The sequence below is a fragment of the Vibrio sp. 2134-1 genome (assembly GCF_033339495.1).
The window spans coordinates 25533-49734 of the sequence record NZ_JAWOUS010000001.1; the positions used below are offsets into that span (position 1 = coordinate 25533).

22 protein-coding genes are annotated in these 24202 nt (G+C 44.8%); 6 read left to right on the forward strand and 16 right to left on the reverse strand.

Annotated elements, in window-relative coordinates:
- The first annotated feature begins 18 nt into the window (after positions 1-18).
- The gene (locus tag R7R78_RS00120; protein ID WP_005378109.1) at positions 19-585 is read left to right on the forward strand and encodes a DNA-3-methyladenine glycosylase I; all 567 of its coding nucleotides are present in this window, start codon (positions 19-21) and stop codon (positions 583-585) included.
- A 24-nt stretch (positions 586-609) separates the two neighbouring features.
- On the opposite strand, the gene R7R78_RS00125 is transcribed toward R7R78_RS00120, so the two are convergent.
- From R7R78_RS00125 to cls, 4 genes are all read right to left on the reverse strand, one after another.
- Positions 610-1470, reverse strand: a complete 861-nt coding sequence (locus R7R78_RS00125; RefSeq protein WP_213893744.1) for a lipase secretion chaperone — start codon at positions 1468-1470, stop codon at positions 610-612.
- Between the two features lie 12 nt (positions 1471-1482).
- Positions 1483-2412 carry an esterase/lipase family protein gene (locus R7R78_RS00130; protein ID WP_213968609.1) on the reverse strand — a complete coding sequence of 310 codons (930 nt, stop codon included), beginning with the start codon at positions 2410-2412 and terminating at the stop codon, positions 1483-1485.
- A 224-nt stretch (positions 2413-2636) separates the two neighbouring features.
- Entirely contained in the window at positions 2637-3842 is a 1206-nt protein-coding gene (locus R7R78_RS00135; protein ID WP_213872601.1) for a cystathionine beta-lyase, read from the reverse strand.
- A 211-nt stretch (positions 3843-4053) separates the two neighbouring features.
- Positions 4054-5508, reverse strand: a complete 1455-nt coding sequence (gene cls, locus R7R78_RS00140; RefSeq protein ID WP_005378105.1) for a cardiolipin synthase — start codon at positions 5506-5508, stop codon at positions 4054-4056.
- A gap of 430 nt (positions 5509-5938) precedes the next feature.
- On the opposite strand from cls, the gene R7R78_RS00145 reads away from it, so the two are divergent.
- From R7R78_RS00145 to R7R78_RS00155, 3 genes are all read left to right on the forward strand, one after another.
- A complete protein-coding gene (locus tag R7R78_RS00145; protein WP_042522154.1) occupies positions 5939-7309 on the forward strand; it encodes a sodium-dependent transporter in 1371 nt (456 codons plus the stop codon).
- Positions 7310-7391: 82 nt separating this feature from the next.
- Positions 7392-8084, forward strand: a complete 693-nt coding sequence (locus R7R78_RS00150) for a TIGR01621 family pseudouridine synthase (RefSeq protein WP_033905107.1) — start codon at positions 7392-7394, stop codon at positions 8082-8084.
- A gap of 31 nt (positions 8085-8115) precedes the next feature.
- Positions 8116-9048 (forward strand): class I SAM-dependent methyltransferase, encoded by a 933-nt coding sequence (locus tag R7R78_RS00155; RefSeq protein WP_225472778.1) that lies wholly within the window; start codon positions 8116-8118, stop codon positions 9046-9048.
- 90 nt (positions 9049-9138) lie between these two features.
- Here R7R78_RS00155 and R7R78_RS00160 read toward each other — a convergent pair whose 3' ends face one another.
- From R7R78_RS00160 to R7R78_RS00200, 9 genes are all read right to left on the reverse strand, one after another.
- On the reverse strand, positions 9139-10194 hold the full coding sequence (locus R7R78_RS00160) for a hybrid-cluster NAD(P)-dependent oxidoreductase (RefSeq protein ID WP_225472779.1): 1056 nt from the start codon (positions 10192-10194) through the stop codon (positions 9139-9141).
- Between the two features lie 81 nt (positions 10195-10275).
- Positions 10276-11937, reverse strand: a complete 1662-nt coding sequence (hcp, locus tag R7R78_RS00165; RefSeq protein WP_225472781.1) for a hydroxylamine reductase — start codon at positions 11935-11937, stop codon at positions 10276-10278.
- A 174-nt stretch (positions 11938-12111) separates the two neighbouring features.
- Positions 12112-13641 (reverse strand): nitric oxide reductase transcriptional regulator NorR, encoded by a 1530-nt coding sequence (gene norR, locus R7R78_RS00170; RefSeq protein ID WP_054577936.1) that lies wholly within the window; start codon positions 13639-13641, stop codon positions 12112-12114.
- Positions 13642-13843: 202 nt separating this feature from the next.
- Complete coding sequence (locus tag R7R78_RS00175) at positions 13844-14323, reverse strand: glycine zipper 2TM domain-containing protein (protein ID WP_005386695.1); 480 nt, start codon at positions 14321-14323, stop codon at positions 13844-13846.
- A gap of 123 nt (positions 14324-14446) precedes the next feature.
- On the reverse strand, positions 14447-15058 hold the full coding sequence (locus tag R7R78_RS00180; RefSeq protein ID WP_054577935.1) for a CDP-alcohol phosphatidyltransferase family protein: 612 nt from the start codon (positions 15056-15058) through the stop codon (positions 14447-14449).
- Positions 15051-15698 (reverse strand): ATP-binding cassette domain-containing protein, encoded by a 648-nt coding sequence (locus tag R7R78_RS00185; protein ID WP_042522013.1) that lies wholly within the window; start codon positions 15696-15698, stop codon positions 15051-15053. The genes R7R78_RS00180 and R7R78_RS00185 overlap by 8 nt, the downstream gene beginning before the upstream one ends.
- Positions 15664-17373: an ABC transporter permease gene (locus tag R7R78_RS00190; protein ID WP_225455378.1), complete on the reverse strand. Its 1710-nt coding sequence runs from the start codon at positions 17371-17373 to the stop codon at positions 15664-15666. Before R7R78_RS00190 ends, R7R78_RS00185 begins: the two co-directional genes overlap by 35 nt.
- Before the next feature lie 9 nt (positions 17374-17382).
- Positions 17383-18543 carry an ABC transporter substrate-binding protein gene (locus R7R78_RS00195; protein ID WP_005378079.1) on the reverse strand — a complete coding sequence of 387 codons (1161 nt, stop codon included), beginning with the start codon at positions 18541-18543 and terminating at the stop codon, positions 17383-17385.
- A gap of 435 nt (positions 18544-18978) precedes the next feature.
- Positions 18979-19425 (reverse strand): META domain-containing protein, encoded by a 447-nt coding sequence (locus R7R78_RS00200; RefSeq protein ID WP_005378077.1) that lies wholly within the window; start codon positions 19423-19425, stop codon positions 18979-18981.
- 184 nt (positions 19426-19609) lie between these two features.
- Between R7R78_RS00200 and R7R78_RS00205 the strand changes: the two genes are divergently transcribed.
- Positions 19610-19858, forward strand: coding sequence for a DUF1289 domain-containing protein (locus R7R78_RS00205; RefSeq protein WP_005378062.1), 249 nt, complete (start codon positions 19610-19612; stop codon positions 19856-19858).
- Positions 19859-19993: 135 nt separating this feature from the next.
- Here R7R78_RS00205 and R7R78_RS00210 read toward each other — a convergent pair whose 3' ends face one another.
- Positions 19994-20215 (reverse strand): hypothetical protein, encoded by a 222-nt coding sequence (locus tag R7R78_RS00210; protein WP_005386686.1) that lies wholly within the window; start codon positions 20213-20215, stop codon positions 19994-19996.
- Between the two features lie 415 nt (positions 20216-20630).
- Positions 20631-22319, reverse strand: coding sequence for a bifunctional UDP-sugar hydrolase/5'-nucleotidase UshA (gene ushA / locus R7R78_RS00215; RefSeq protein WP_005378064.1), 1689 nt, complete (start codon positions 22317-22319; stop codon positions 20631-20633).
- Between the two features lie 751 nt (positions 22320-23070).
- Between ushA and R7R78_RS00220 the strand changes: the two genes are divergently transcribed.
- The gene (locus R7R78_RS00220; protein WP_005378065.1) at positions 23071-23586 is read left to right on the forward strand and encodes a GNAT family N-acetyltransferase; all 516 of its coding nucleotides are present in this window, start codon (positions 23071-23073) and stop codon (positions 23584-23586) included.
- Between the two features lie 147 nt (positions 23587-23733).
- On the opposite strand, the gene rplY is transcribed toward R7R78_RS00220, so the two are convergent.
- On the reverse strand, positions 23734-24012 hold the full coding sequence (gene rplY, locus R7R78_RS00225; RefSeq protein ID WP_005378066.1) for a 50S ribosomal protein L25: 279 nt from the start codon (positions 24010-24012) through the stop codon (positions 23734-23736).
- Between the last annotated feature and the right edge of the window lie 190 nt (positions 24013-24202).

Consider the following 24202-nt stretch of genomic DNA (forward strand, 5'->3'; position numbering starts at 1 on the left):
GCTTTTTAAGGCAGAATAATGACAGAACAAAAAACGTGTGCGTGGGCGATGAATCACCCATTAGAGCGCGAATATCATGATTCCGAATGGGGCGTGCCAGTATATGACGACCAAGTCCTGTTTGAATTTATTACTTTGGAAGGTGCGCAAGCTGGTCTTAGTTGGATCACCATCCTTAAAAAGCGCGAAGGTTACAGAGAAGCGTTCGAGAATTACGATCTAGATGCGTTGGAACAAAGAAATGAAGAACGCGCTGAATACATCGTGGAAAACTTCGATGTTGTGAGACATCGCGGAAAGATTAACTCGGTATTCAGTAATGCCAAAGCGGCCAAAGCGTTAATTGCTGAATACGGGAGTTTATCAGACGCGTTGTGGCAGTTCGTGGACGGTGAACCAATCGTCAATCAATGGCAACATATGAGTGACGTACCAGCTTCGACAGAGCAATCCAAAGCCATGAGTAAATTTCTAAAAAAGAAAGGCTTCAAGTTTGTCGGTGAAACCATCTGTTATGCTTTCATGCAAGCCGTCGGCATGGTGGATGACCATATCGTGGGATGTCCTAAAAAGCAGAATAAGTAACGTTTGGCGATTAAGCTAATGTTGTTAGTTCTGGCTATCATGAATACGTTCCAAAGCTTCGATTCGACGCCATTGAGTGGCATCGAAGCTTTGTTTTCTTAAAGCAATGATTTCTGCCTGTTTTTCGTCTTGCCCTAGAAAATCCCTATTCAGAATATTTTGACGCTGCTTTAAGTAAGTGGCGAGTTGAGTCTCAAATGATGCTCTTTGCTCATCAAGCTTTTGCAGCCTCTGCGCTCCGGCATCTCCTACCAGAGCAACACGGGCGATGTACTTGTCTTGTGAATCAAGCTGAGAAGCTTGCTCGAGCTGCTCTGCTAATGCGTTATTGCGTTCACTTTCTCGTATGTAATCCGGTTGTTCTGATAGCGCTTGATTGAGAAGGTGTGCTTGACTCTCGATATCCGATGCCTGTGTTTTAATCGTCAGCTTTTCTAAAGCAAGTTGGCGAAGTCGGTTTTCTTCGTCAAACAATTGGGTTATCTGCACCTCGTTAAAGTATTGAAGCTGTAAGTTCAGTATTGCTTCATTCAGCATGGTTAACTGTTCAAGCGTTAGGTGGTTGTGCTCAAAAGGCTCTAATGCAGTGAGTGCTTGCTTGTAGGAAAGGTAGGCTTGAAAAAGTGTGGCATCAATATTCAGAGTTTGCTTTGCTAAAGTGTCATCATTGACTTCCGCTTTGATCGTATCGAGATCTTCTTCGCCCAGCCGGCTAAGAGAATATTCGAAGAAATCTTTTGGAGAAGAGACATCGGCGGCTATATCTTGCTGAGATTGCGAATGGTTAGAGGTTATCTCTTGTTGTTTGTCGCTTTGCAACAGAGAAAGCGCTCCCACGCCAAATATCGAGAGCAGGATAAAAGTGGTGAGAGCGACTTTCTTCATTGTGATGACCTCTTATAAACCTTGAAGTTTGAGACGATTTGCATGTTGGCGATAAAGCGTGACTGGATCGGTTTCAAAAAGATGATGAATACCGAGTAGGCCGTTAATTTCATCCAAATGGTTCATTTGATAATCATCACGTATGACTTTGCCCAAATGTGTGCTGCACGCACCAACTAAGCCATCATTTGGCCCATCAAAGGCTAAGCCAAGTACCATCATGGCAGCGTCGGTCGGATCGAAAACGTTTGTAAAAGTGGATGATCCGGTCCATGAGTAGTAATAAACGCCATTTGAAGCCAGCAAGTCACCATTACCACATTCACTGGTAGGGACTCCCTCCGGGTAGTGTTGGTTAAACGCTAATGATCCTTCCGTGGTTAATGCTGCTAGTGAGGCTAAAGGGTCTTGGTCGAGATCAGAACCACCTGATAGAAGATTAATAAGAGTAGTTAAGCCTTGCGCCAGTTTTACCGCGAGCTGCTCACTACCCGAACCCTCAGATACGGTGCCACGAACTAAATCGGCTACTTTAGACCCTTTATTAACGCCTCCTATACTCGTAACTGATGCGACTAGGTCAGGACGGACAGAGGCAACATAGCGCGTTGTTGGACCACCATGACTGTGACCAATGAGATTGACTTTCTCTGCGCCTGTTGCTGCAAGTAAGGTTTCTACTTGAGCAAGCAGTTGCTCCCCTCGAACTTCGCTGCTATTGGTCGCGGATACCTGTGCAACATAAACCGTAGCGCCATCTTTTGTTAAGGAATGTGGTATTCCGAAAAAGTAATCAACGCCTGCCAGGGTATCAAAACCAAACAAACCGTGAACCAGAACAATTGGATACTTGGTTTGGGTATAACCTGTTGCAGCGTATACGGAGGTTATTGGGACGGTAACTAAGGTAAAAAGTATTAGCGCTATAAATTTGAGTTTCAAAACTATCTCCTTGTGGTATGACCTCTTATGAATGATAAAAAGTAGGAGAGAAACTCTAAATTTGGAAAGCCTATTTGTGGCACATTATTTCATTCTGTGACTGCTCAATTGAAAAACAACACAAATGATTAACATCAATTAATGGCTCGGGTGAATGTTAGTTAATTCTAATTAAGTCAGGGGTTTATAAAAACGCCCCGCAATGCAGGGCGATTCAATCATTGTTATAGGGAGACTTCTTTTTCAAGCATTAAGGCGTTATAACGCGCAAAACCAGCCTCTAAATCAGCGATCAAGTCATTTACGTCTTCTAAGCCAATATGAATACGAACCAAAGTACCTTCAAAGTGTGGGTGAGCTATGGTTCTCAGGCTGTTAAAGCTCTTAGGTTCGTTAGCTAGAATGAGGCTTTCATAACCGCCCCAAGAGTAACCCATACTGAAGTGTTTCATGCCATCAAGCAGAGCCGTCGTCGCTTTTGGATAAGACGTTTTGAGAACAAATGAAAACAAGCCGTTTCCACCTGTGAAGTCTCGTTTGAAAAACTCATGGCCAGGATTTGTTTCTAAAGCGGGATGGCGGACATGATCAACTTCTGGGCGAGAAGCGAGCCACTGAGCGACTTTTAAACTGCTTTCTGCGTGCTGTCTTAGGCGAACATCCAACGTGCGAATACCTCGAAGACCTAGGTATGCGTCGTCAGGAGAAACGCACTGACCCATCAGGTAGCTTTGTTCACGAAGCTGATCCCAATACTTTTCAGAAGCAACAGCAGTACCTAGCATGACATCTGAATGTCCAACGATATACTTAGTCGCCGCTTGAATGGAAATGTCTACCCCATGCTCGAAAGGAGAGAAGTTCACGCCAGCTCCCCATGTATTGTCTAGCATCACGATGATATCTTGCTCGTGGGCAATGCGCGCTAATGTAGGCACATCTTGGACTTCCATGGTTATTGAACCAGGAGACTCCAAGAAAAGGACTTTGGTATTCGGCTGAATCAAGTCTCGGATACCTTCACCGATCATTGGGTCATAATAGGTGGTTTCGATGCCCATCTTCTTCATGATGGTGTTACAAAAGTCACGAGTTGGTTCGTAACAAGTGTCCACCATTAGAATATGATCGCCAGTTTCAACGAAAGAGAGGATGGCGTTTGAAATTGCTGCCGTTCCACAAGGGTAAAGCGCGCAACCAGCTCCACCTTCAATCTCAACCATTGCGTCTTGGAAAGCAAAGTGCGTGTTGGTGCCTCGGCGACCATAAAACAATGTTTTGTTTGCACGATTAATGGTGGCTTGGTTCTTTTCTGCAACGGTATTGAATACCACGGTTGAAGCGCGTTGAACGGGTGGGTTTACAACACCATTTGTCCACTTTTTATCGCGGCCAGCGGTAATGAGTTTGGTTTTTTTTCCCTCTGACATAAAAGTTCCCTGTCTTAAATATTGCGGTTTTGAATATTTAAAACATGGACGACGTAGGTTATGCAAGGGAAAAGTCAACTATCAGCCAATAACAGCCAAGATGAACAGGTAATGCTGTCGAGAGGTATCGTGTAGATAGGGAGCTAAAAGAACAAACCTCCAGCAGGATGCATGTAGTGCTGGAGGTTTTTTAGCCTGTGTATTTGAGGTATTAGAGGAGTGGGTTGAAGAGATAGAACACTCGCTCTAAGAACCGAGAAAATAGGCTCCTTTTCTCCCATTCTTCCAATACAACAGTGTGAGATTGCTTAATATAGCTATCTTGTAACCAAGACATTTGCTTGGTGAACTCTTCGTCATCAACGGCGAGGGTCACTTCGAAGTTCAGCCACAAGCTGCGCATATCCATGTTTACGGTGCCAACTAAACAGAATTGGTCGTCAATTACGACAGATTTTGTATGCAGCAAACCACCATAAAACTCATAAATCTTGACCCCTGCACTCAAGAGCTCACTATAAAAAGCGCGTGACGCCCATTGCACCATCATAGAGTCATTTTTATGTGGAATAATGAGTTCAACGTCAATGCCTCGTTGTGCTGTCATCTTTAACGTTTCGAGTAAATCAGCATTGGGCACGAAATATGGTGTTGTGATTCGTACCGAGCGATTGGCTTGGTTTATTGCCAATGTTAATACTTGATAGATCAGATATTCCGGCATACCTGGGCCAGAAGGCACAACCTGAATAGGGTGTTGGAATTCACTCTCATCGATCTTGCATTCAGGTAGTCTTGGTAAATGACGTTCGCCAGTTTCGACTTCCCAATCCCAACAGTGGATGGCACTCAATACGTTTACCGTTGGTCCTGTAATGCGAACCATGATGTCCACCCAATGCCCAACGCCACTATTTTGCTTGAAGTAAGCCGGGTCAACCAAGTTCATTGAACCTGTATAAGCAATTTCATCATCAATTACGATGATCTTGCGATGCTGGCGAAGATCAAGACGACGTAAGAAAATACGCCACATCTTCACTTCTAACGCTTGAATAACTTCAATTCCAGCATCCTGCATCATTCGATACCAAGGACTTCTGAAAAAACGTGGACTACCTGCTGAATCGAGCAATAGCTTGACATCTACGCCGCGTTTAGCCGCTTGGATAAGTGCAGAAGCGACAGAGTCAGCCAAACCACCCGGATGCCAAATGTAGAATACCATTCGAATACTGCTCTGCGCGTTTTCGATGTCTTCAATAATGGAATGCAAAATCTCATTAGGTGACTGTTGCAGCGACAATGTATTACCGCTCAATGCGGGAAGACCAAGGCGGTTGTTACAAAGTTCATCAATTCGGTAGATGTGCCTTCCCATCGTTTCTGGGTTGTGCGCGTTACAGTCGTTAAGCTGACTGAACCACTTCTCGAATGGTGTAAACATCTCTTTCGCACGTTCGGCTCGTTTTCTGCCTAAGTTCAGTTCACCGAAGAGGAAATAACATGCGACACCCAGAACGGGAAGGATATAAATGATCATTAGCCAAGCTAAAGACACGCTCACTGCACGGCGCTTTAAAACGACACGAATGGTCACACCTGCGACCAGTAACCAATATAGCCCGATGCCAGCTAAAGTAAGAAAGTGATAAAACTTGTCCATATACGCTCAGAGTAATATGCCCTTCTAGGATATTAAGCATAAAAGTGGGTTGGGGGAATAGATTTCCCATTTAGACGTGGGATTGACCTTATATGAGGAACGAATTTCATAACAGCTGATTCTGTTATTTTAATGTGAAAAATAAGGTCATTCTTTAACTTTTGAACAAAAAAGCAGCATTTAACCTGCGTAACTCGACACTTGTGCGATAAATGTACTTTTTTGGGGTTCCAATTTTAAAGGGGAGCTGCTTTACTTTCTAGATATAGTGCGTCGAACGCTTATTTTATAAGTGTACAATAATTTTTACATAAACTTTTTAGACGCCTATCTCTATGCATACACAACAAACTAATTTTGGAGAAAAAGCGTGGCTACAACTAATACAGCAGCACCACGTGATACGTGGGGGTCTAAACTAGGCTTCGTAATGGCAGCAGCGGGTTCCGCTGTCGGTTTAGGCAATATATGGAAATTCCCTTACACAGCAGGTGAGAGTGGCGGCGGTGCATTCGTTGCTATCTATCTTATCTTTGTAATTTTTATCGGCTTTAGCGTGATGCTGACAGAGTTCGCTATTGGTCGTAAGACAGGTCTTTCTGCCGTAGGTGCATTCAAAACAACTGACCGACGCTGGACGTTCACTGGCGTTATGGGAGTCTTCAGTGGTCTTTTGATCATGGGCTTCTACCCAGTGGTTGGTGGTTGGGCATTGGCCTACATCTTTAAAGTGGGCGGTGGTCTACTCAGCGCGCCAGAAGCAATTGGCGACAGCTTTGGCGGTTTCATCTCAGATCCGATTCAACCTTTAATGTGGATGGGTGTTTACCTGTTCCTTAACGTCATGATCGTGATGAAAGGGATTTCGGGTGGTATTGAGAAAGCCGGTAAGGTTCTGATGCCGCTTCTGTTCTTAATCCTAATCGTTGTTTCTGTTAAAGGCTTGATGCTGCCAGGTGCAATGGCTGGCCTTGAGTTCTTATTCATGCCGGACTTTTCTAAAGTCGACAGCAACGTAGTTCTTGCTGCACTAGGGCAGGCGTTTTTCTCACTTAGCTTAGGTATGGGTTGTATGATGACGTACGGTTCTTACCTGAAGAAGAAAGAGAACCTAGTTCAAACAACCGGTATGGTTACTGCGATGGATACAGGTGTCGCGATTCTTGCTGGTGTTGCTATGTTCCCAGCAATGTTTGCCTTTGGCATGGAGCCTGCAGCAGGCCCTGGTCTTGTATTCGTTGTCGTTCCTCAGCTATTTGCTGAAATGGGCGGTGTGATTGGGTTGCTATTCGCGTTGCTATTTTTCATCGGTTTGACGGTGGCGGCATTAACTTCTTCAGTATCATTATTGGAAGTTGTCGTGTCTTACCTAATCGACGAGAAAGGCATGAAGCGCTCTAACGCTGTTCTGTCTGCAAGTGCAGTTATGGCGGCATTATGTATTTTTGCGTCACTATCTTTAGGTGGAATGGGGCCAACGCTGTTCGGTACCGGTGCCTTTGATATCTTCGACTTGCTAACGGACAAAATCTTCTTAGCGGTTGGTGGTATGTTGGTTTGTATCTTTGCAGGATGGCGCCTAAGCCGTGCTGAGCTAGAAAAAGAGATCACTAATGACGGCGAAGTATCCTTCCCGCTATTTGGATTGTGGTACAACCTAGTTAAATACCTGATTCCTGTTGCGATTGCTATTGTTGCCTTCATGGGGATTAAGTCTGGCTTTGATAGTGGCAAAGGTGAAATCATGCTGCTGGGTATCGCAATCATTGGTCTTGCTGGCATTTTCTCGAAGAAGCTTTAGCAAATACCTTGGGGGCAAGCCTCGATAGCTTTGTCCGATAACTTATGTATACTGCTGGCTCCAAACGTGGAGCCAGTTTTTTATGTTCGATATTCTACATACCCATCCCGATTTTCTGATCATCAATAAGCATCCTAACGTCTCTGTTCATAAAGACGATGGCGACACAATGCTGCTGCAAGAAGTGGCTAAGCAGAGTGGTGATGAGCATCTCTATCTTATCCATCGCTTGGATAAAATGACATCGGGTATTCTGCTCCTCGGACGCAACGCCAAAGCGGGCAGTGCGTTATCGCAAGCTTTTGCTGACCGCCAAGTGGAAAAGTTCTATCTGGCGATTGGCTCTAAAAAGCCGAAAAAGAAACAAGGTTTGGTCGTTGGTGATATGGAGCGTTCGCGCCGTTCATCATGGAAGCTGGTCAACAGCAAAAATAACCCAGCCGTTACCCAGTTTTTCTCTCTTGCGGCAGAGCCCGGAGAGCGTTTATTTTTATGTAAGCCGCACACTGGTAAAACGCATCAAATCCGCGTGGCATTAAAATCGGTTGGCTCAGGTATTGTTGGCGACCCGATTTACAATGCAGGCAATGAGGCTGATCGCGGTTATCTGCATGCATTTTCACTTTGCTTCCAATACCGAGATGAGCAATATCGCTTTGTTTGCGATCCACGAGAATACAAAGTGCTTGGTAACAAATGGCACAGTGAAATCGTCTCTCAGGGTTTGGATACTTGGCTTTCCCCCTGGGAACTGAACTGGCCTACGATCAAATAACCGTCACAAAGAAAACTAATAAGAGAACTCGATGCAAGCATCACAACTTCCGCTGTTTTTTCAGCATCTAGAAACCGAGCTAGCGCAAGCTCCGAATGAAATTCGTCGACTGTTTCATGGTCGTGGTCGTCGTTTTGAGGGCCTAGAGCAAATCACCTGTGACTGGTTACAAGGTCAGTTGATCATCAACTTGTTTAAAGAAGTCGACGACGTGTTTCTCGCTGAGCTGAAAAGCGGCCTCAATGCGTTGGTACAATCACCACTGTGGGCAGACAAGCAAGGTCGTACTATGGTTATTCAGCACCGTTATGCCGATGGTGCGCCTTCAGAAGTGCTTGTCGGTGAATTAGATGCTCGCCCTGTCGTTGAAGAAAGCGGTTTGAAATACCAATTGGATATTGGCCGCAACCAAAACTTCGGTCTGTTTTTGGACATGCGCTACGGTCGTGATTGGGTACGGGAAAATGCGAAGCATAAAAACGTGCTCAACTTGTTTGCTTACACGTGTGGCTTTTCTGTCGCTGCCATTGCGGGTGGTGCAGATAAAGTGATTAACGTCGACATGGCGAAAGCGTCGTTGTCTAAAGGCCGTGAGAACCACAAGCTAAATGGTCATAACATCAACCAGGTAAGCTTTATGGGGCACGATATCTTTAAATCGTGGGGTAAGATTAAAAAATCAGGTCAGTATGACTTGATTATCATCGATCCGCCGTCATTCCAGAAAGGCAGCTTTGCGCTGACGAAAGATTACAAAAAGATTCTACGTCGATTGCCGGATTTGTTGGCAGACGGCGGTCAAGTGATGGCATGTGTGAACTCGCCATCTGTGACAAGCGACTTCTTGATTGAAAGCATGAAAGAAGAAGCGCCAGAGTTGACATTCCGTGAGCGTCTGGATAACCCACCAGAGTTTATGGACGTAGACAGCGAAGCAGCATTGAAAGTGTTGTTGTTTAGCTAAAAGACTTTTGTTGCAACAGAAGTAACATCAAAAAAAGCGCCGCGAAACAACTAGACAGACGTATCGCGGCGCTTTTTTGTATTTGGAAAACTAACCAATCTGCACTTCAAGATCCGCTTCGATGGTTGATGAGCAGGCGAGCACATAGCCTTGTTCAATTTCTTCTGGCGTTAATGTTTCTAGGCTGGTGGAAGAGACGTTGCCTTGACGAACCTTGCATTTGCATGAGCCACAAATGCCGCTACGACAAGCGACGATTAATGGTAAACCTGCGCCTTCAAGCACATCGGCCAGTACCTGACCTTTTTGCGCATCGATGGTTTGAGCAAAGTCAGGAACAGAAACACGAACAACTTCATCGGAGACCGATGTTTCTGCGCCAGTCGCTGGCGTAAAACTCTCTTGGTAGAAGTTCGTCATGTCAAAACCAAGGTCATTCAAATAGCCGTGAACATCTTGCATAAACTGGCTTGGACCACACAGGTAAACGGTGCGCTGTTTGAAATCAGGAGCAAGCTCTTTAAGCCAGTCGGCATTCAAACGACCTTGTGGATGCGATGTTCCTTCGCGGTTTTTCAGCAACAACTTTAAATTGAAGTTGGGATACACAGCGTCTAACGTTTCTAGCTGATCGTAGTAAATCGTCTCTTCTGGGCTGCGTGCAATATGAAGAAATGCGATGTCCACATCGTTGTCGTTTTCATCTTGATTACTCAGCCAGTGCTTTGCCATCGAAAATACGGGCGTGACGCCGCAACCTGCACTGATAAGCAAGGCTTTTGTTTCGCCATCACGTAACACGGGTGGATGGTCGATGCAGTTAAATTCGCCTGCTGGTGGTAATGCTTGAACAGTATCACCGAGCAGCAGCGAGTCAACGATGTAGTTCGATACTTTACCGCCAGATACTCGTTTGATGGTGAGTTGAAGGTGATCGTCTTCATTGATCGAGCTGATTGAATAGGCACGAAACTCCATTTTTCCATCAATTTCGACGCCCAAGTTAATAAACTGGCCAGGCTTAAACTGAAACAGAAGTGATTCGGTTAGTTCGGCCAATTTTATGCTGACGGTGTCGTGTGTTTCGAAGTATTTGTCGATGCAACGGAGTGTGACGGGTTGGTTACCTTGCCATTCAAAAAACATAACAATCTCTTTGGTTGTGGCTATTTTTGGTTCGAAATAGATAGCGCCTCCGCGTAAGGAGGCGCGTAACAAGCAAGTTTATTAAGCTGCTAGGATGGCTTTTAGATCATCCTGAACATTGCCAATACTGCGCATATCGAACTTCTCTTGGATGATGGCGATTAGGTTTGGCGTTAGGAATGCCGGTGCAGTAGGGCCTGTGTAAATGCCTTTCACGCCCAATGCAAATAGCGTTAGCAAGATAACGATCGCTTTTTGCTCGAACCAAGAAAGCACAAGCGTGAGTGGCAGTTCATTGATGTCACAGTCAAACTCTTTCGCCAGTGCAAGTGCAAGCTGGATTGCAGAGTAAGCATCGTTACATTGGCCCACATCCAATAGGCGAGGAATGCCGTTGATATCGCCAAACGTATTCTTGTTGAAGCGGAACTTACCACACGCCAAGGTCAGGATTAGCGTGTCTTCTGGTGCTTCAGCCGTAAAATCGGTGTAGTAGCTACGTTCCGCTTTATCGCCGTCACAACCGCCGACTAGGAAGAAGTGCTTGATGTTGCCTTGCTTCACTTGGTCGATAACCGCAGGGGCGGCGTTCATCAGTGCATTTCGACCAAAACCAACCGTGATGTGGTGTTCGATTTCATCGTGTTGGAAACCATCTTGCGCTAGAGCACATTCAATCACTTGGCTAAAATCATCGCCTTCGATGTGAGCCACACCAGGCCAGCCAACAATACTACGAGTGAATAAACGGTCTGCGTATTGACCCACATTTGGATTCAACAAGCAGTTTGACGTCATTACGATTGCGCCAGGGAAGTTTGCGAATTCTTTCTGTTGGTTTTGCCATGCGCTGCCGTAGTTGCCGACAAGATGAGGATATTTCTTCAGCTCAGGGTAGCCGTGTGCAGGCAGCATTTCACCGTTGGTATAAACGTTAATGCCTTTGCCTTCAGTCTGTTGCAGGATTTTTTCTAGGTCATGCAAATCATGGCCAGAAACAAGAATACATTTGCCTTTTACTGGCTTGACGTTCACCGTGGTTGGTTCTGGATGGCCGAAGGTCATTGTTTCACCTTGGTCGAGCATTTCCATCACTTTGTAGTTCATCAGGCCGATGCGCATTGAGCAATCAAGTAGTTCGCTGAGATCTTCAGGGTCTGTGCCCAACCACGCCATGATTTCATGGTATTCGGCATAGATATCGTTGTTGGTTTGCTCAAGAACACGTGCGTGCTCCATGTACGCGGCTGCACCCTTAAGGCCGTATAGGCAAAGTAGGCGTAGGCCAATCACATCTTCATGTACTTGGTCCTTACCACGGTTAACCGCGACTTGAGGAGCAAAAGCTAAGATTGCTTCTGCGCTATTTGGTAGCTCAAAGTGAGCAACAACAGGGATGTCAGCAACTTCGGTATCGGCGAGTGTTGCAGCAGACATTACTTGCTCTTTTAGCAATGCTTTGTACGTTGCCGCTTGAGAAGTTAGCTCTAGGACACGTTCAGGGTCAAAGTTTACGTTCGTCAATGTAGAGAAAAATGCCTTTGGTGCCCATTGGTTGATTTCATCGTTAATGATGTTGAATTCAAGTGCTTTTGATGCCCAAAAAGAAACCCCTTGCAGTGTGTAAACCAACACGTCTTGAAGGTCAGATACTTCAGAAGTTTTACCACACATACCTTGTGCAAAAGAACAACCTTTAACAGCAGGGGTTTGAATTGTCTGTTCACATTGAATACAGAACATATTGGGTTCTCCAGTGATTGTTTTAATAGTCGTGATGTTGACCACTAGAGAGCAGAATGCGTGCCAATTATTATCTTGTTGATTTGTATTGAATTTTATCAGATTTAGGAGAGTGGTTGATGTGATTAAGACAACGCAGCTGATGTCTTAATCACATCGGCTTCTTGTGGTCGGTTATTTATTGATCCCGAGCTTTTTACCCATCCGATATAAGTTCCCTCGATCTATTTGTAAAAACTCCGCTGCTTTTGCCCAAACGCCACCAGTTTGGCTCAAAGCATGTTCAATTAAATCACGTTGATAGCTTTCTATTAGCTCTCGCATTGGTTGGCTTTCTTTAGGCAGATAATGCGATGTGTTTTTTACATCATCGAGAGCCAATGAGGTGTCGAAATGGTTAAGCATGATCGTGCTTGCGCCTTGTTGAATGGCGTGTAAAGCCGCGCGAGTTAAAGTGTGTTCGAGCTCGCGCACGTTTCCGTACCAAGGTAAAGATTCCAATTGAGTCAACACTTTAGGGTGAACGTGCAGATTGGGTGCATTGAATTGTTGGCGTACTTTTTCCAACAAATATCCTGCTAAAACGGGAATATCCCCGTCACGGGCACGCAGTGGGGGGACTTGGATTGGGAACACGTTCAAACGGTGGAAAAGGTCTGCTCGAAACGTGCCAGCTTCGACCTCTTTTTCTAGTTGTCGATTGGTCGCTGCGATGATGCGCACATTGACCATCAAATGCTGATCGCTACCTACACGTTGCAGCTCGCCTTGCTGAATTACGCGCAGCAATTTTGCTTGCAAAATCAAAGGCAGTTCGCCCACTTCATCAAGGAAAATCGTTCCACCGTCTGCCAGTTCAAACTTACCGGCACGGTGGCTATTAGCACCTGTAAATGCGCCTTTGACATGGCCAAACAGTTCACTTTCAGCCAGACCTTCAGGCAGGGCCGCACAGTTTACGTAAATCATCGGCTTATCGCTACGATGAGATTGCGCGTGCACCGAGTGCGCGACCAGTTCTTTACCAGTACCGGTCTCTCCTGTGATAAGTACCGCGTAATCTGATTGAGAAACGGTCGCAATGTTGTTTCGTAACTGGTTGATCTGCGGACTCAAACCCACCATTTCGCCATGTTGAGAACGGGCTTGCTGGATAAGGGTTTGAGTGACGCTTTTTTGCTTCTGGTTTTGTGCTTTGAGTGCTTTTAATTGCGCAATGTTACGCAATGTCGCAGCGGTCAAAGCCGCAAAGGTTTCGATAGCGACAGGATCGATGCCATCAAACGCGCCCACCGTTAGTGCATCCATCGTTAGTGCGCCAACAAGTTGGCCTTCGACATACAAGCTAAAGCCCATGCAATCGTGAACATCAATGCATTGGTCTTCAGTTAATAGTGTGCCGTCGAAAGGATCCGGCAGTGAACAATCGGCATCGAAACGCACCGGTTCACGGCTATGAATAATGGCATCTAAGCGAGGGTGCGCCTTGGGGAAATAGCGACGACCTAAGACCGAGCTGGATAAGCCTTTTACCGCGACAGGAGTTAGAAAACCATCCTCATCGAAGATAAACAGGCAGCTCGCATCACATGGGAATACTTGCGCGACCCCATCAATGAGATTTTGATATTGCTGCTCGTGAGAGCGATTTGAGCTGAGGTTTAGCGCGATATTAAGGAGTACGTGGTCAACAGTCGGAGTCATAACAAGCCCAAAGTTATCTGGAATGGGCTCATGCTAGCAACTTGATGTCATTTGAACATCGAAAGGTGTGGGAGATTGATGTTCCATTGACGACGATCAAGTTTGATACGAAAAGAAACGCGCAAGTTAACAAGCCAGTGATGTAAGCTTGCGCGGGTTAGGTGTTTGAATTAAAGCAGGCCAAAGGTTTGGTTTGTCCGAATTAACGAGGAACGACTCTAGCGTCATTACCAGAAACATTGATTTGGACCGCTTGGCCTGGTTGGAAAATCATGTTTGGATTTGCTTCTTGAACAATAGAGATAATCTTTCCGTCCTCTAAACGAATGGTCAGATTCACGCCATTTCTTTTCGCGGTTGCTTCAGCCGCTTTGCTGCCTGCATAGCCACCCAATAGACCACCACCAATGGCAGCGATATCCGAGCCAGAACCGCCCCCAACTTTTGAGCCTAAGATCCCGCCCACGGCAGCACCAGCGATGGTGCCAATGGCATTGGATTGGGTAGAGGCATCAATGGTTACGGGTTCTACTTTTTCTACTGTGCCGTAGTAAACCTGCTGAACTTTGCGAGTGTCGGATGAGCCGTATGCATCTCCGTACGGGTTAGGTGAGCTACAGCCGCCAAGCACGAGCGCACAAGTAATGGTGAGCAACATGCCTAAATTAATCTGTTTTTTCATATAGCCTCCGAATGGTTTCTTCATTCAAAGAGTATATACCCCAATTTAACCTGCGTTTTGGTGCTTTATAAAACAGTGGCTTAGCGGCTTGTCCCTTAAGGAAACGCGATTGTCTAAGCAGTATTAATGATCGTTAAGCGTATGAAACCCTGAATAAATACGTGTAAAAGTAGTAAACCAGCATGCCGCGCCAAAGATATACGCGATGACGGCAAAGTGTTGCGGTAGCAAACAAAATAAAACCAAGCAGCCAATGGTTTCTGTACCTTCGGTTAAGCCGCTCATGTAGTAAAGCGATTTGTTTTTATATACCGGATTATCGATGCCTTGTTTTCCTGCCATGATGGCAAAAGCCAAAAAGCTACTACCAGTGCCGATGAAGGAAAAAATCAAAAATGCGCCTGCAACGGCATTGTGCTCTGGGTTGGCAAGCACAAAGCCAAAAGGAATCAACGAATAGAACAAAAAATCTAAGCTGATATCAAGAAAACCACCCGCATCGGTAATGCCTTGAATCCTTGCCAGTGCACCGTCTAACCCATCACAGATTCTGTTCAGCAAAATAAACAGCAACGCCAACAAGTACTGTTCGGCGATCAAAGCAGGCAGGGCAAAACAGCCAAGCACAAAACCAAATACTGTCGTCTGATTTGCAGTGATACCACATTTATCGAGATATTTCGCACTGAGTGCCAGCGGTTTGCGGATGAGCTTTATACTCAGGCTATCAAGCATGATTTGTCTCCCACGGCCAGTTTAGGCAGCGGCTGCCATCAGGAATATCGTCTTCATCGTGCGTTACCATCAAAGTAGGGATGTTCGCTTGCTGCAATTGTTCGACCACCCAATTGCGAAATTGCACGCGCAGGTCTTTATCCAGCTTGCTATAGGGCTCATCAAGTAGCGCAACTTTTGGCTTTGCTAGCAGCATACGAGTCAATGAGATACGGGCACGTTGCCCTCCCGAAATTTGGTCAGGAAAGGACTCTGCTAGTTTGGTCAATGAAATGTTCTTCAGTGCTTGCATAGCGTGAGCTTTACGCTCTTCACCTTTGATTGAGTTTGGTAGCGCGAAGGCAAGGTTCTCCCACACCGTTAAATGAGGGAAGAGCAAATCCTCTTGGAATAGAATACCGACCTGACGCTTATGGGCAGGGAGGGCATCCAACTTTTCGTTATCAAGCGTAATGGATCCAGAGTAGTTGAACTCGGCGGATAGGTGCCCGGCAATGGCATCCAACAAAGTGGATTTACCACAACCGCTAGGCCCCATCAGGGTAACGATTTCACCTTTTTCTACGGTCATGTTGAACGCTGAAAAAAGCGCGTCGCCATTGGTTTTACGGATGGCGAGGTTTTCGAGACAAAGACTCATTCAGTAGTAAACCTTTTATAGACAAGCGGCGATACTTCCTGTGCAAGTGGCTAAGCAGTATCGCAAAAGAAAAGAACAAGAATGGCAGCAGAGCTTGCCAAATGGCGTAAATAGCGGTGACACGTCGGTCAAAACCACTGGATAGTGCAACGGCTTCGGTTGTGATGGTGCTAATGCGCCCAGCCCCTAGCACCAATGTTGGTAGGTATTGCGCCAGGCTGACACTAATACCGACAGCCCACGCGAATGCAATTGCAGGCAGGAGGATTGGCAGTTTCACTTTTAACCAAGCTTGCATCGGTGATTTACCCAAGCTGAGTGCGACGCGAGTTAAGCCGTTATCGAAGCTGCGCCACGGACCGTCTAGCGAGAGGTAAATAAATGGGAACGCAAAGAATACATGCGCCCAACATACCCAAAAGAAATACGCATTACTGTTTAAGTACAGCGTCACTACTTGCATACCGAATAGCACGGATAGCTGAGGAATCAGCATTGGGATGGCGATGATGTAACCGGGCACCTGCCAGCGATAACGGAGACGATACTCATGTGCTATTAAAGCAAGAACTAGCGCGACAGTCGCGCTGATTAGGGCGATTGACATACTTTGTTCTAGAGTCCCTAGAATACTGTGCCATTCGTATTCCCAAAAACGCAGGCTGTAACGGCTTGGGAGCAAATCTGGAAAGCGCCAACGTTGGGCAAAGCTCCACAGCACCATGAGTGGAATCATTAGAAGTGCAAGTAGCGCGACCAGTGAAAATAGGGTTTTACCGGGTAAACGAAACCCGTTTCGACCAGAGTACTGCCAGAGTTTGAAGCCTTTGGTAATACACCATTCCATTAAGCGTGCAAATCCAATCAAAAGGCTTGCGATCGCAAACAGTATTACTGCGCCAGCGGCCGCTCTTGGTAGGAGCGATAAATCTGGATCGTTAAACCATTGCCATACCAAAACCGCAAACGTCGGCGGGTTGGTGGGGCCAATAATCAGGGCGACATCGACAACGGACAAACTGTAAGCCAATACCGCCAGCATTGGAAAGCGCAGTTTTGCTATCCACTGTGGGAACACGCATTTCCACCACGCTTGCGCCGAACTGTAGCCCATCGAATGACTGACTTTTTCAATCTTATCGACTTTCAATTGCTGAAGAATTGGAATACTCATCAACAATAAAAACGGCACTTCTTTAATCGCAAGCATGATGACCAAACCGAGTGCGTGCGGATCTTTAATCAGCAATGCTAAGTCATTCACCGTTTGTGCATTCGGGTCGTAACCAAACAGTTGGTTGAGAACCCTAACGCCCATACCAGTTGGGGCAAACAAGAACGCAAAGCCAATCGCAAACGCGACGTGCGGCATCGCGAGAAGTGGGGAAAGGCTAACTTCAATTTTTCGCCAAAACTTACTGCCCCAAGAGGCTTGTAGAATTGCAAATGCGATGAAGCAAGCCAAGTAGCTACTGAAAATGGCGGAGTAGAAAGTAAGCCCGATGGATGTCCAAACACCTTCCCAATCAAAGACGGCATTGAAGCCATCAAAAGAAAAGTGGTGTAGACCGATAGGAGGTACATAACCGAGCGCAGAGACCACCACTCCAAGTAGTCCCGGAATGGTAGGCAAAATACAAACTGCGATAATGACTAAATACAGCGCTCTTAACATGGATTCTTACTAATTCCCGTAGCGTTTCAACCATTCTTTTTCCAACGCCGCTTGCCAACTTGGATGTGGCTCAGCGATAGATTTGAATTGTTGAGTGTTTTTGGCCGAACCAGTTAGGTATTGGTTGCTTAGTACCGAAGGGTCGCCCCAGATGTTTAGGTTACCTTTGCGAGACTGTGCTTCAGGGCTCAATAAAAAGTTTATCGCAACTTGTGCACCAGCACTGGCATTTGCGTTCCAAGGAATCGCTAAAAAGTGGATATTTGAGAGTGCTCCTGCGTCCATTGCGTACGCTTTGGTGCTCTCTGCAAGATTACCGCTCGACTGCGCAGAGAAAACCGCGTTCGGGTTAAAGGTAATCGCCAGGTCAGTCTGACCATCATCTAGTAGCTGAAGGGTTTCTGCTGTACCGCCTGGAAACTGCTTACCACCGCGCCAAGCGACTTTATGGAACTCATCTAGATAAGACCACAGCGGTTGAGTGACTTGTTCAAACGTGTCATCGGTAACTGGTTGTTGCAGCTCAGGGGCGTTGTTAGACAGTTCAATGAGTAATGCTTTGATAAAGCTTGTGCCATGAAACTCTGGTGGTCGAGGGTAAGTCAGGCGATTCGGGAACGCTTTTGCATAGCTCAGCATTTCTGAGAATGATTTTGGAGGGTTATGGAGGGTTTGCTCGTCATGGATAAACACTAATTGTCCTACTCCCCAAGGTGCTTCTAGACCTTCTGTTGGCTCGGAGAAGTCCACATCAATTGGTAGAGATTTATCCACATATTGCCAGCTTGGCAAACCTTCGACAAAAGGACCAAATAGCAATTGGTTATCCTTCATTGATTTGAAGTTTTCGCCATTGATCCAAACCATATCAACACTACCACCGCTGTTTTTGCCTGCCGCTTTTTCTGCGATAAGTCGAGTAGTGGTCTCAGAAATATCAGTTACTTTAACGTGGTTTAGCGTCACGTTATAACGTGATTTTAGCTCTCTACTCGCCCACTGTATGTAGCGATTAATTTCTTGGCTCCCGCCCCAAGCATGAAAGTAGACGGATTGCCCGTCGGCTTGCTGTTCGATTTTTTGCCATTCGCTATTCACTGATGAATCGGCAAAAGAAGGTGTCGCAAAAGTCGTGGCTAAAATGCCAATGCTGCTGAGTAGCTTTTTCATATCTATTCCGTGTTATGTCTTTTGGTTCTTGCTTTCGTTTCTATTGACGTTTTCGCAAGTCGTTCCGCTCTGTTACAAGGATAGTAATTCATCTCTCTCTATTATCAATGCCAATCCCAAACGGAATCACTCATTGATTCAAAGAATTACTCTCAATGTGAAGCAAAACGAATAAAGGACAAATTTGGTGTCATTTTAGGAGCGGACCGTTTGTTTGAGGATATTCTTTCAAGTAATTGAAAATTATTGTCCCCAGAGATATGAATAGGTTGTTTTACAGAGCAAAATTGATGTCTAAAGCATGGAATTGAGGGCGAAAAGAGAAAGAAAGTTGGCCATTTAAATGACTTTAGCATGCATGACTAACGATTCATCGATATAAAAAAAGCAGCCGTTTGGCTGCTTTAAGATACTATCTGGTTTACTTAGTTGGGATTAGTTTACCCAGTCACGTAGTGTAAACGTCAATTCGTGATCGGCACTTTTCAGAACAAGACCATCTTTAGTTAGCGTGATATCGCTCCAGTTAGATAGTGTTTGTGTCATTGCGTTTTCGATCTTCATTTGATCTTCCATACACATCTTCATGGTCATGCCCATTTTTTCGATGCGTAGTTGGTTGTTTTTCAACTCGGCTTGACCGAAGAAGTTGTTACAACCTGCGTTGCCGTTTGCGGTTAGATTTTCACCGATTTCTAGGCGAGCCGCTTTTTGGTGTTCGTCTAGAACGATATTTTTGCCATCAACTTGAACAAGTTCCCAGTTGTGGTGCTGCAAATCTTGAGCCGTTATTTCTTTCACATCATCACCGTTGCTAGCACAAGCAGTCATAAGAACAGGGAGAGAGATTGCTGTAACTAACGTTTTTAGGCTAAGCTTCATTTTATAGACTCCGTTTTTATAAACGCGGTAAGTATAAGTAATAAAACACTGTTTTTGTCAGCATAAGGTTATGGTTTCGTATGTTTTTGACATAACGAAGTATATAGCAAGTTTTGTTGCTGACTAATCTTCTCATTATTTAAACTAGGCCAATACGCCCTAATATGGAAAGAGCGGTTTTAGTATGGAGCAACTGGAGTTTTTTACTGTCCCAAGCCCTTGTGTTGGAGTATGTACCTCCGATGAAAAAGGGTATTGCAAGGGGTGTATGAGAAAGAGAGAGGAAAGGTTTAATTGGCTTAACTTAACCCCCGCTCAGCAGTTGCACGTTATTAAGTTGTGTCGTCAAAGGTACAGAAGAAAGATGTTGGCCGGGAAGACGAAGCCAGAACAGCTTCAAGATGAGTCATCGCCTCAACAAGACTTATTCTAGAATTCTTGTTCAGTCTGTGGGGTTACGCCTTCGCTTTCGGTTCTGATTAGGCTTTTACATATTCCCGGTCCGGCAAGGTGTCCTTTAAGAACCGGGAATCTCCTATCCATTTTCCCTATAGAGCGGTAATTGGCGTTATTTCATCGACCAACGGTCGCTAACCCAGCCTCCCGCTTGTTCGTCGAAGTGATTTCCTGAAAATCTATGATTGAATTCAACATCTAATTTACTTGTTGGGCGTTCATCCATCAGTTGATGAATATATCTCGCCATAGGATCCGTACAAGCTTCACGCTCTCTACGGGTAACTACTTCTTTGATCATTTGGAGTCTGTAGCTATTGCTGGCTCGTTTCATTTTTGACCTCCAGAACTCGATGGCAGCAGTTTGAACACATTGACGTCCAGATCGCTGCTCATTAGTGTGCGCGTGGAGGCACATCACCATCGTTTGAAGTCCAAAGACAAATTGTTTGAGAGCAGTGTTTGTAACGCCATTCACATCTTTCTCAGAATCATTGACTATGCTATTAAAAATGTTTCGCGAAATTTAGCCGATGAACCTGCATATTTAAAAGACCTTATCAAACATAGAAGCCCAACACAGGGGCGTCAATAACACAAATGAACAATTTTTGAACATATTGTGAAGGTGGAGAGTTTTCAGTAATTTATCGAAAATAAAAAACCGAAGCACAAAGCTTCGGTTTTAAGGAAAGCCCTGACGAAATTGCTTGTAAAAGCTCTTAGCGCCAGGGGGAAGGTGTTGAGTATTAGCTACCAGTTGCAGGACAACCTTTTACTGGTTGGCCATTACTGAAGTACTTGATGTTCTCTAAGTTCTTGTTGTAGTTATCCGCAGAGATTTGTGGGTTGTTTACGAAGAACTCGCGCAAAACGTATGCATCGGTTAGCTGTGTAGATTGAACATCGATGATTGGATAGTTATCGCCACCAGCAGCACTGAAGCTGATTACAGAGAATGTGTACGTTGCGTCTAGATCGAAGCCTTTATTGTTAATATCGGTAATGGTTACTGAGCCAGCATCACAATTTACATCTAAAGTGATGTTATCTAGTTGAGCGTAAGCACCAGACCCTGCAGATTTCGTCGCAACCACGTCTAGGTATTCTTTAACTTCTTTACCTGTCATAGTTGCTTTAGTCACGAAGTTACCGAATGGCTGAACCGTTAGTACGTCACGGTAAGTGATATCACCATCTTGGATTGAATCACGCACGCCGCCAGAGTTCATCACACCAAAGTCAGCATTTACCGTTTTGTAAGTACGGTATGCCTCGCCGAGTAGGTGACCTAGGTTAGTTTGTTGAGAGCGAACTACGTTACGATCACCTTCTAACTTACCCGTCGTATTAGAAATCTTCTCATCTAATAACTCTTGACCTTGTTGTTGGTATGGCAGTAGTAACGCTTTTACTGTTGCATCTTGTTGAATTCGTTCACCGATAACTTCATCGTTTTCGTCTAGAAGGTTTACAGGAATCAGTGCGTAGTTCGCTAAGTGAAGCTTGCCGTCGTAGTATTCGAAGTCTGCACGACCCACATATTTACCCCACTCATGCGCTTGCATAATCCAAGTGCCTTTTTGTTGGTCTGGGGCACAATCATCCCCAGGTTTGAAATCAGCATACTCATTGGTACCTGGTTCCATACATACAGGGTTTTGCGAGTGACCACCGATGATAGCGTTTAGCTGTCCTTCTTCAAGAGAGCGAGCGAGTTTCACGTCACCTGGTGCTTCACTACCGTTTTTGCCATCTTCGTAGTGACCCATGTGCGTCGTTGCAAATACTAGGTCTACCTTTTCGTTCTCTTCGATTTCCTTCAGTACCTTTTTGATTTCTACTTGAGGGTCTTCGAAGTGGATGTTTGATACGTTGTCTGGATTGACTAGCTTCGCAGTGTCTTGCGTTGTTAGACCAATAACAGCGATCTTAAGGCCGTTGATAGTAAATACTTTGTAAGGGTCGAAGTAACGCTCGTTTGTATCTTTTTTATAGATATTCGCAGCCAGCATAGGGAAGTCAGCTAGCTCGGCTTGCATATCGAGAATATCTAGTGAGTTATCAAATTCGTGGTTACCGACAGCCATTGCATCGTAACCAAGTAGGTTCATCCCTACGAAGTCTGGAACCGCATCTTGCATGTCTGATTCTGGTACACCGGTATTAATATCACCGCCAGATAGCAGAATGGTTTCACCGCCTTTTGCTTCGACTTCTGCGCGGATAGATTCGATTAAAGTGTGACGCGCAGCCATGCCGTATTCGCCGTCGCTGTTATGCCAAAAGCGACCATGGTTATCGTTAGTGTGGAGAACGGTGAACTTAGTACAAGAATCTGCAGTCTCGCAGGTTACTGGAGAATTGTCGCTGTCTGAGCCGCATCCTGCTAGCGCAGCGCCCACTGCCACTACCAAAAGAGATTTGGAAAACTTCATAAGGGATCCTTTCTTTGTGATTTTGTTATTGTTACGGCGTGAAATATACGGAATTAATGTGAAACTTTAGTGATCTATCTCTTATTTATACTTCTATCGGAGAAATGAATTAATAAGCCTGCAAACTACGTCTATAAATAAACAGAATTGGTATTTAGTATTTATTTTGTATCGCTAGCTCTATTTTTTGTGAGGTAGTTAATTGAATGTGTGTTGTTTGTGTGAATCAATGCGCATTTTTGCGAAGTATTACGCTGATTTTGGTGATTATTTTGCCAAGTTTATGTTTTTCCTAATAGGTATGACACAAATCGTTATAAATTTTCGCTCTAATGATGAGGGGCTCGGTTTGTATGCATAATGAACAGCACAGAGCTTAAACTCATTTGATCATGGCTTTATTCTGCCAAACTCTATCAAAAATTGTATTTATCTCTTTACTATAATTGCGATCGTTTAGAAACCTTATGCTTTAGGCATCGTTTATTTATCCTCATCCGATACCTTATCGTGCTTATTCCGCATTTGACACTCGAGTGTTTAAACAAATAGATTCAACCTAATGAGTCAAAATGAAAAGTAAATAATGGATCGTTCTTCTTCGAATATTATGATGTGAACTATCATTTAATTAATGAAAATGAAATAGATTAATGTAAAGCGTTGCGACTGTAGCCGTTATCTTTGAGCTTTGGTTTAAAGGGTAGGGTTAAAAGAATTTGTAAGTGGTGAACGCTAATAAAGGATGCTTATGAGATACACAGTAAGGGACGCACTCAAAAAGGAAGCAGCCCAAATCGCCAAGATACACGTTGATTCTTGGCTGGTGGCGTATAAAGGATTAATGCCAAAGAGCTACATAGAGCAGTTTACGATTGAGCGTCGAGAAAGGATGTGGGCACGAGTGATGACGGAGCAACTGGCCCAATTGATCGTAGTTGAGAGGCAAGGAGAAATTGTTGGCTTTTTAAGTTACGAGTTACCTAACCACACCAGCGAAGATAAAACGGCATTAGTGACATGTTGCTACGTTACGCCGCTACATTATGGGCAAGGAGCAGGAAGTGCACTGTTAGATGAGTTAGAGACACGTTTGCTCTCTACGTCAGTTATGCAGATCAGTTTGAAAGCACTGGATACTAATCAACAGGGGCTTAACTTTTACAAGAAGTGTGGTTTTGTGCGTACTGGAGAGGAAGAGTCGGAAGTGATTGAGAGTATGACGCTGACCGATCTCACTTTAGTGAAGTATATTGCCCGCTCATAAATCAAATGCTATATGCTAAATATAGTAAAACCCCGGAGGTGGTAAGACTCCGGGGTTTTGAAATTTTTTAGATGTCTCGGTTGGTAAGTCCGATTATCTTTTATGCAAAAGGTTTGGATTTAATCCGATTAATTCCTTGGTAGGGAATTAGATGCGGATGAAGTCCATGTGTTCAACTTTTGGCTTGAACGCGTGACGTTGAACGTCTTGTGGCTTAACTTTAACTTCTTTGCCATCGATAACTAGAACGATGCCTTCGTAGAATTCAGGCTTGTCCATTTGGTTTACGATGTCGTCGTGGTTAAGAACGATAGCTACTGCTGCTTCTTCACCGCCGTATACAACTGCAGGGAATTTGCCAGCGTGACGTAGGCGGCGGCTCGCACCTTTACCTAGTTCAGTACGTACTACTGCTTCGAATTTCATAGTATTTACTCTCAAATTAGTAAAAATCAAATGTTCACAATCAACAATGCGACCTTGTTGTTCGTGGTAAAGCTTGAAACAGGAACTGTTCAAGCGAGCGCGGATACTATCATTCCAATTATAAATGGGCAACCCAAATCGTATCCAAATCAACAAAAAGGTATGATTTAGTGGGGTGGAAGGCTATCCC

Bases quoted from the DNA above. Each gene is read 5' to 3' on its own strand.
- R7R78_RS00120 (WP_005378109.1), top strand. From the start codon at position 19: ATGACAGAACAAAAAACGTGTGCGTGGGCGATGAATCACCCATTAGAG.
- R7R78_RS00125 (WP_213893744.1), bottom strand. From the start codon at position 1,470: ATGAAGAAAGTCGCTCTCACCACTTTTATCCTGCTCTCGATATTTGGC.
- R7R78_RS00135 (WP_213872601.1), bottom strand. From the start codon at position 3,842: ATGTCAGAGGGAAAAAAAACCAAACTCATTACCGCTGGCCGCGATAAA.
- cls (WP_005378105.1), bottom strand. From the start codon at position 5,508: ATGGACAAGTTTTATCACTTTCTTACTTTAGCTGGCATCGGGCTATAT.
- R7R78_RS00145 (WP_042522154.1), top strand. From the start codon at position 5,939: ATGGCAGCAGCGGGTTCCGCTGTCGGTTTAGGCAATATATGGAAATTC.
- R7R78_RS00150 (WP_033905107.1), top strand. From the start codon at position 7,392: ATGTTCGATATTCTACATACCCATCCCGATTTTCTGATCATCAATAAG.
- R7R78_RS00155 (WP_225472778.1), top strand. From the start codon at position 8,116: ATGCAAGCATCACAACTTCCGCTGTTTTTTCAGCATCTAGAAACCGAG.
- R7R78_RS00160 (WP_225472779.1), bottom strand. From the start codon at position 10,194: ATGTTTTTTGAATGGCAAGGTAACCAACCCGTCACACTCCGTTGCATC.
- hcp (WP_225472781.1), bottom strand. From the start codon at position 11,937: ATGTTCTGTATTCAATGTGAACAGACAATTCAAACCCCTGCTGTTAAA.
- norR (WP_054577936.1), bottom strand. From the start codon at position 13,641: ATGACTCCGACTGTTGACCACGTACTCCTTAATATCGCGCTAAACCTC.
- R7R78_RS00175 (WP_005386695.1), bottom strand. From the start codon at position 14,323: ATGAAAAAACAGATTAATTTAGGCATGTTGCTCACCATTACTTGTGCG.
- R7R78_RS00180 (WP_054577935.1), bottom strand. From the start codon at position 15,058: ATGCTTGATAGCCTGAGTATAAAGCTCATCCGCAAACCGCTGGCACTC.
- R7R78_RS00185 (WP_042522013.1), bottom strand. From the start codon at position 15,698: ATGAGTCTTTGTCTCGAAAACCTCGCCATCCGTAAAACCAATGGCGAC.
- R7R78_RS00190 (WP_225455378.1), bottom strand. From the start codon at position 17,373: ATGTTAAGAGCGCTGTATTTAGTCATTATCGCAGTTTGTATTTTGCCT.
- R7R78_RS00195 (WP_005378079.1), bottom strand. From the start codon at position 18,543: ATGAAAAAGCTACTCAGCAGCATTGGCATTTTAGCCACGACTTTTGCG.
- R7R78_RS00200 (WP_005378077.1), bottom strand. From the start codon at position 19,425: ATGAAGCTTAGCCTAAAAACGTTAGTTACAGCAATCTCTCTCCCTGTT.
- R7R78_RS00205 (WP_005378062.1), top strand. From the start codon at position 19,610: ATGGAGCAACTGGAGTTTTTTACTGTCCCAAGCCCTTGTGTTGGAGTA.
- R7R78_RS00210 (WP_005386686.1), bottom strand. From the start codon at position 20,215: ATGAAACGAGCCAGCAATAGCTACAGACTCCAAATGATCAAAGAAGTA.
- ushA (WP_005378064.1), bottom strand. From the start codon at position 22,319: ATGAAGTTTTCCAAATCTCTTTTGGTAGTGGCAGTGGGCGCTGCGCTA.
- R7R78_RS00220 (WP_005378065.1), top strand. From the start codon at position 23,071: ATGAGATACACAGTAAGGGACGCACTCAAAAAGGAAGCAGCCCAAATC.
- rplY (WP_005378066.1), bottom strand. From the start codon at position 24,012: ATGAAATTCGAAGCAGTAGTACGTACTGAACTAGGTAAAGGTGCGAGC.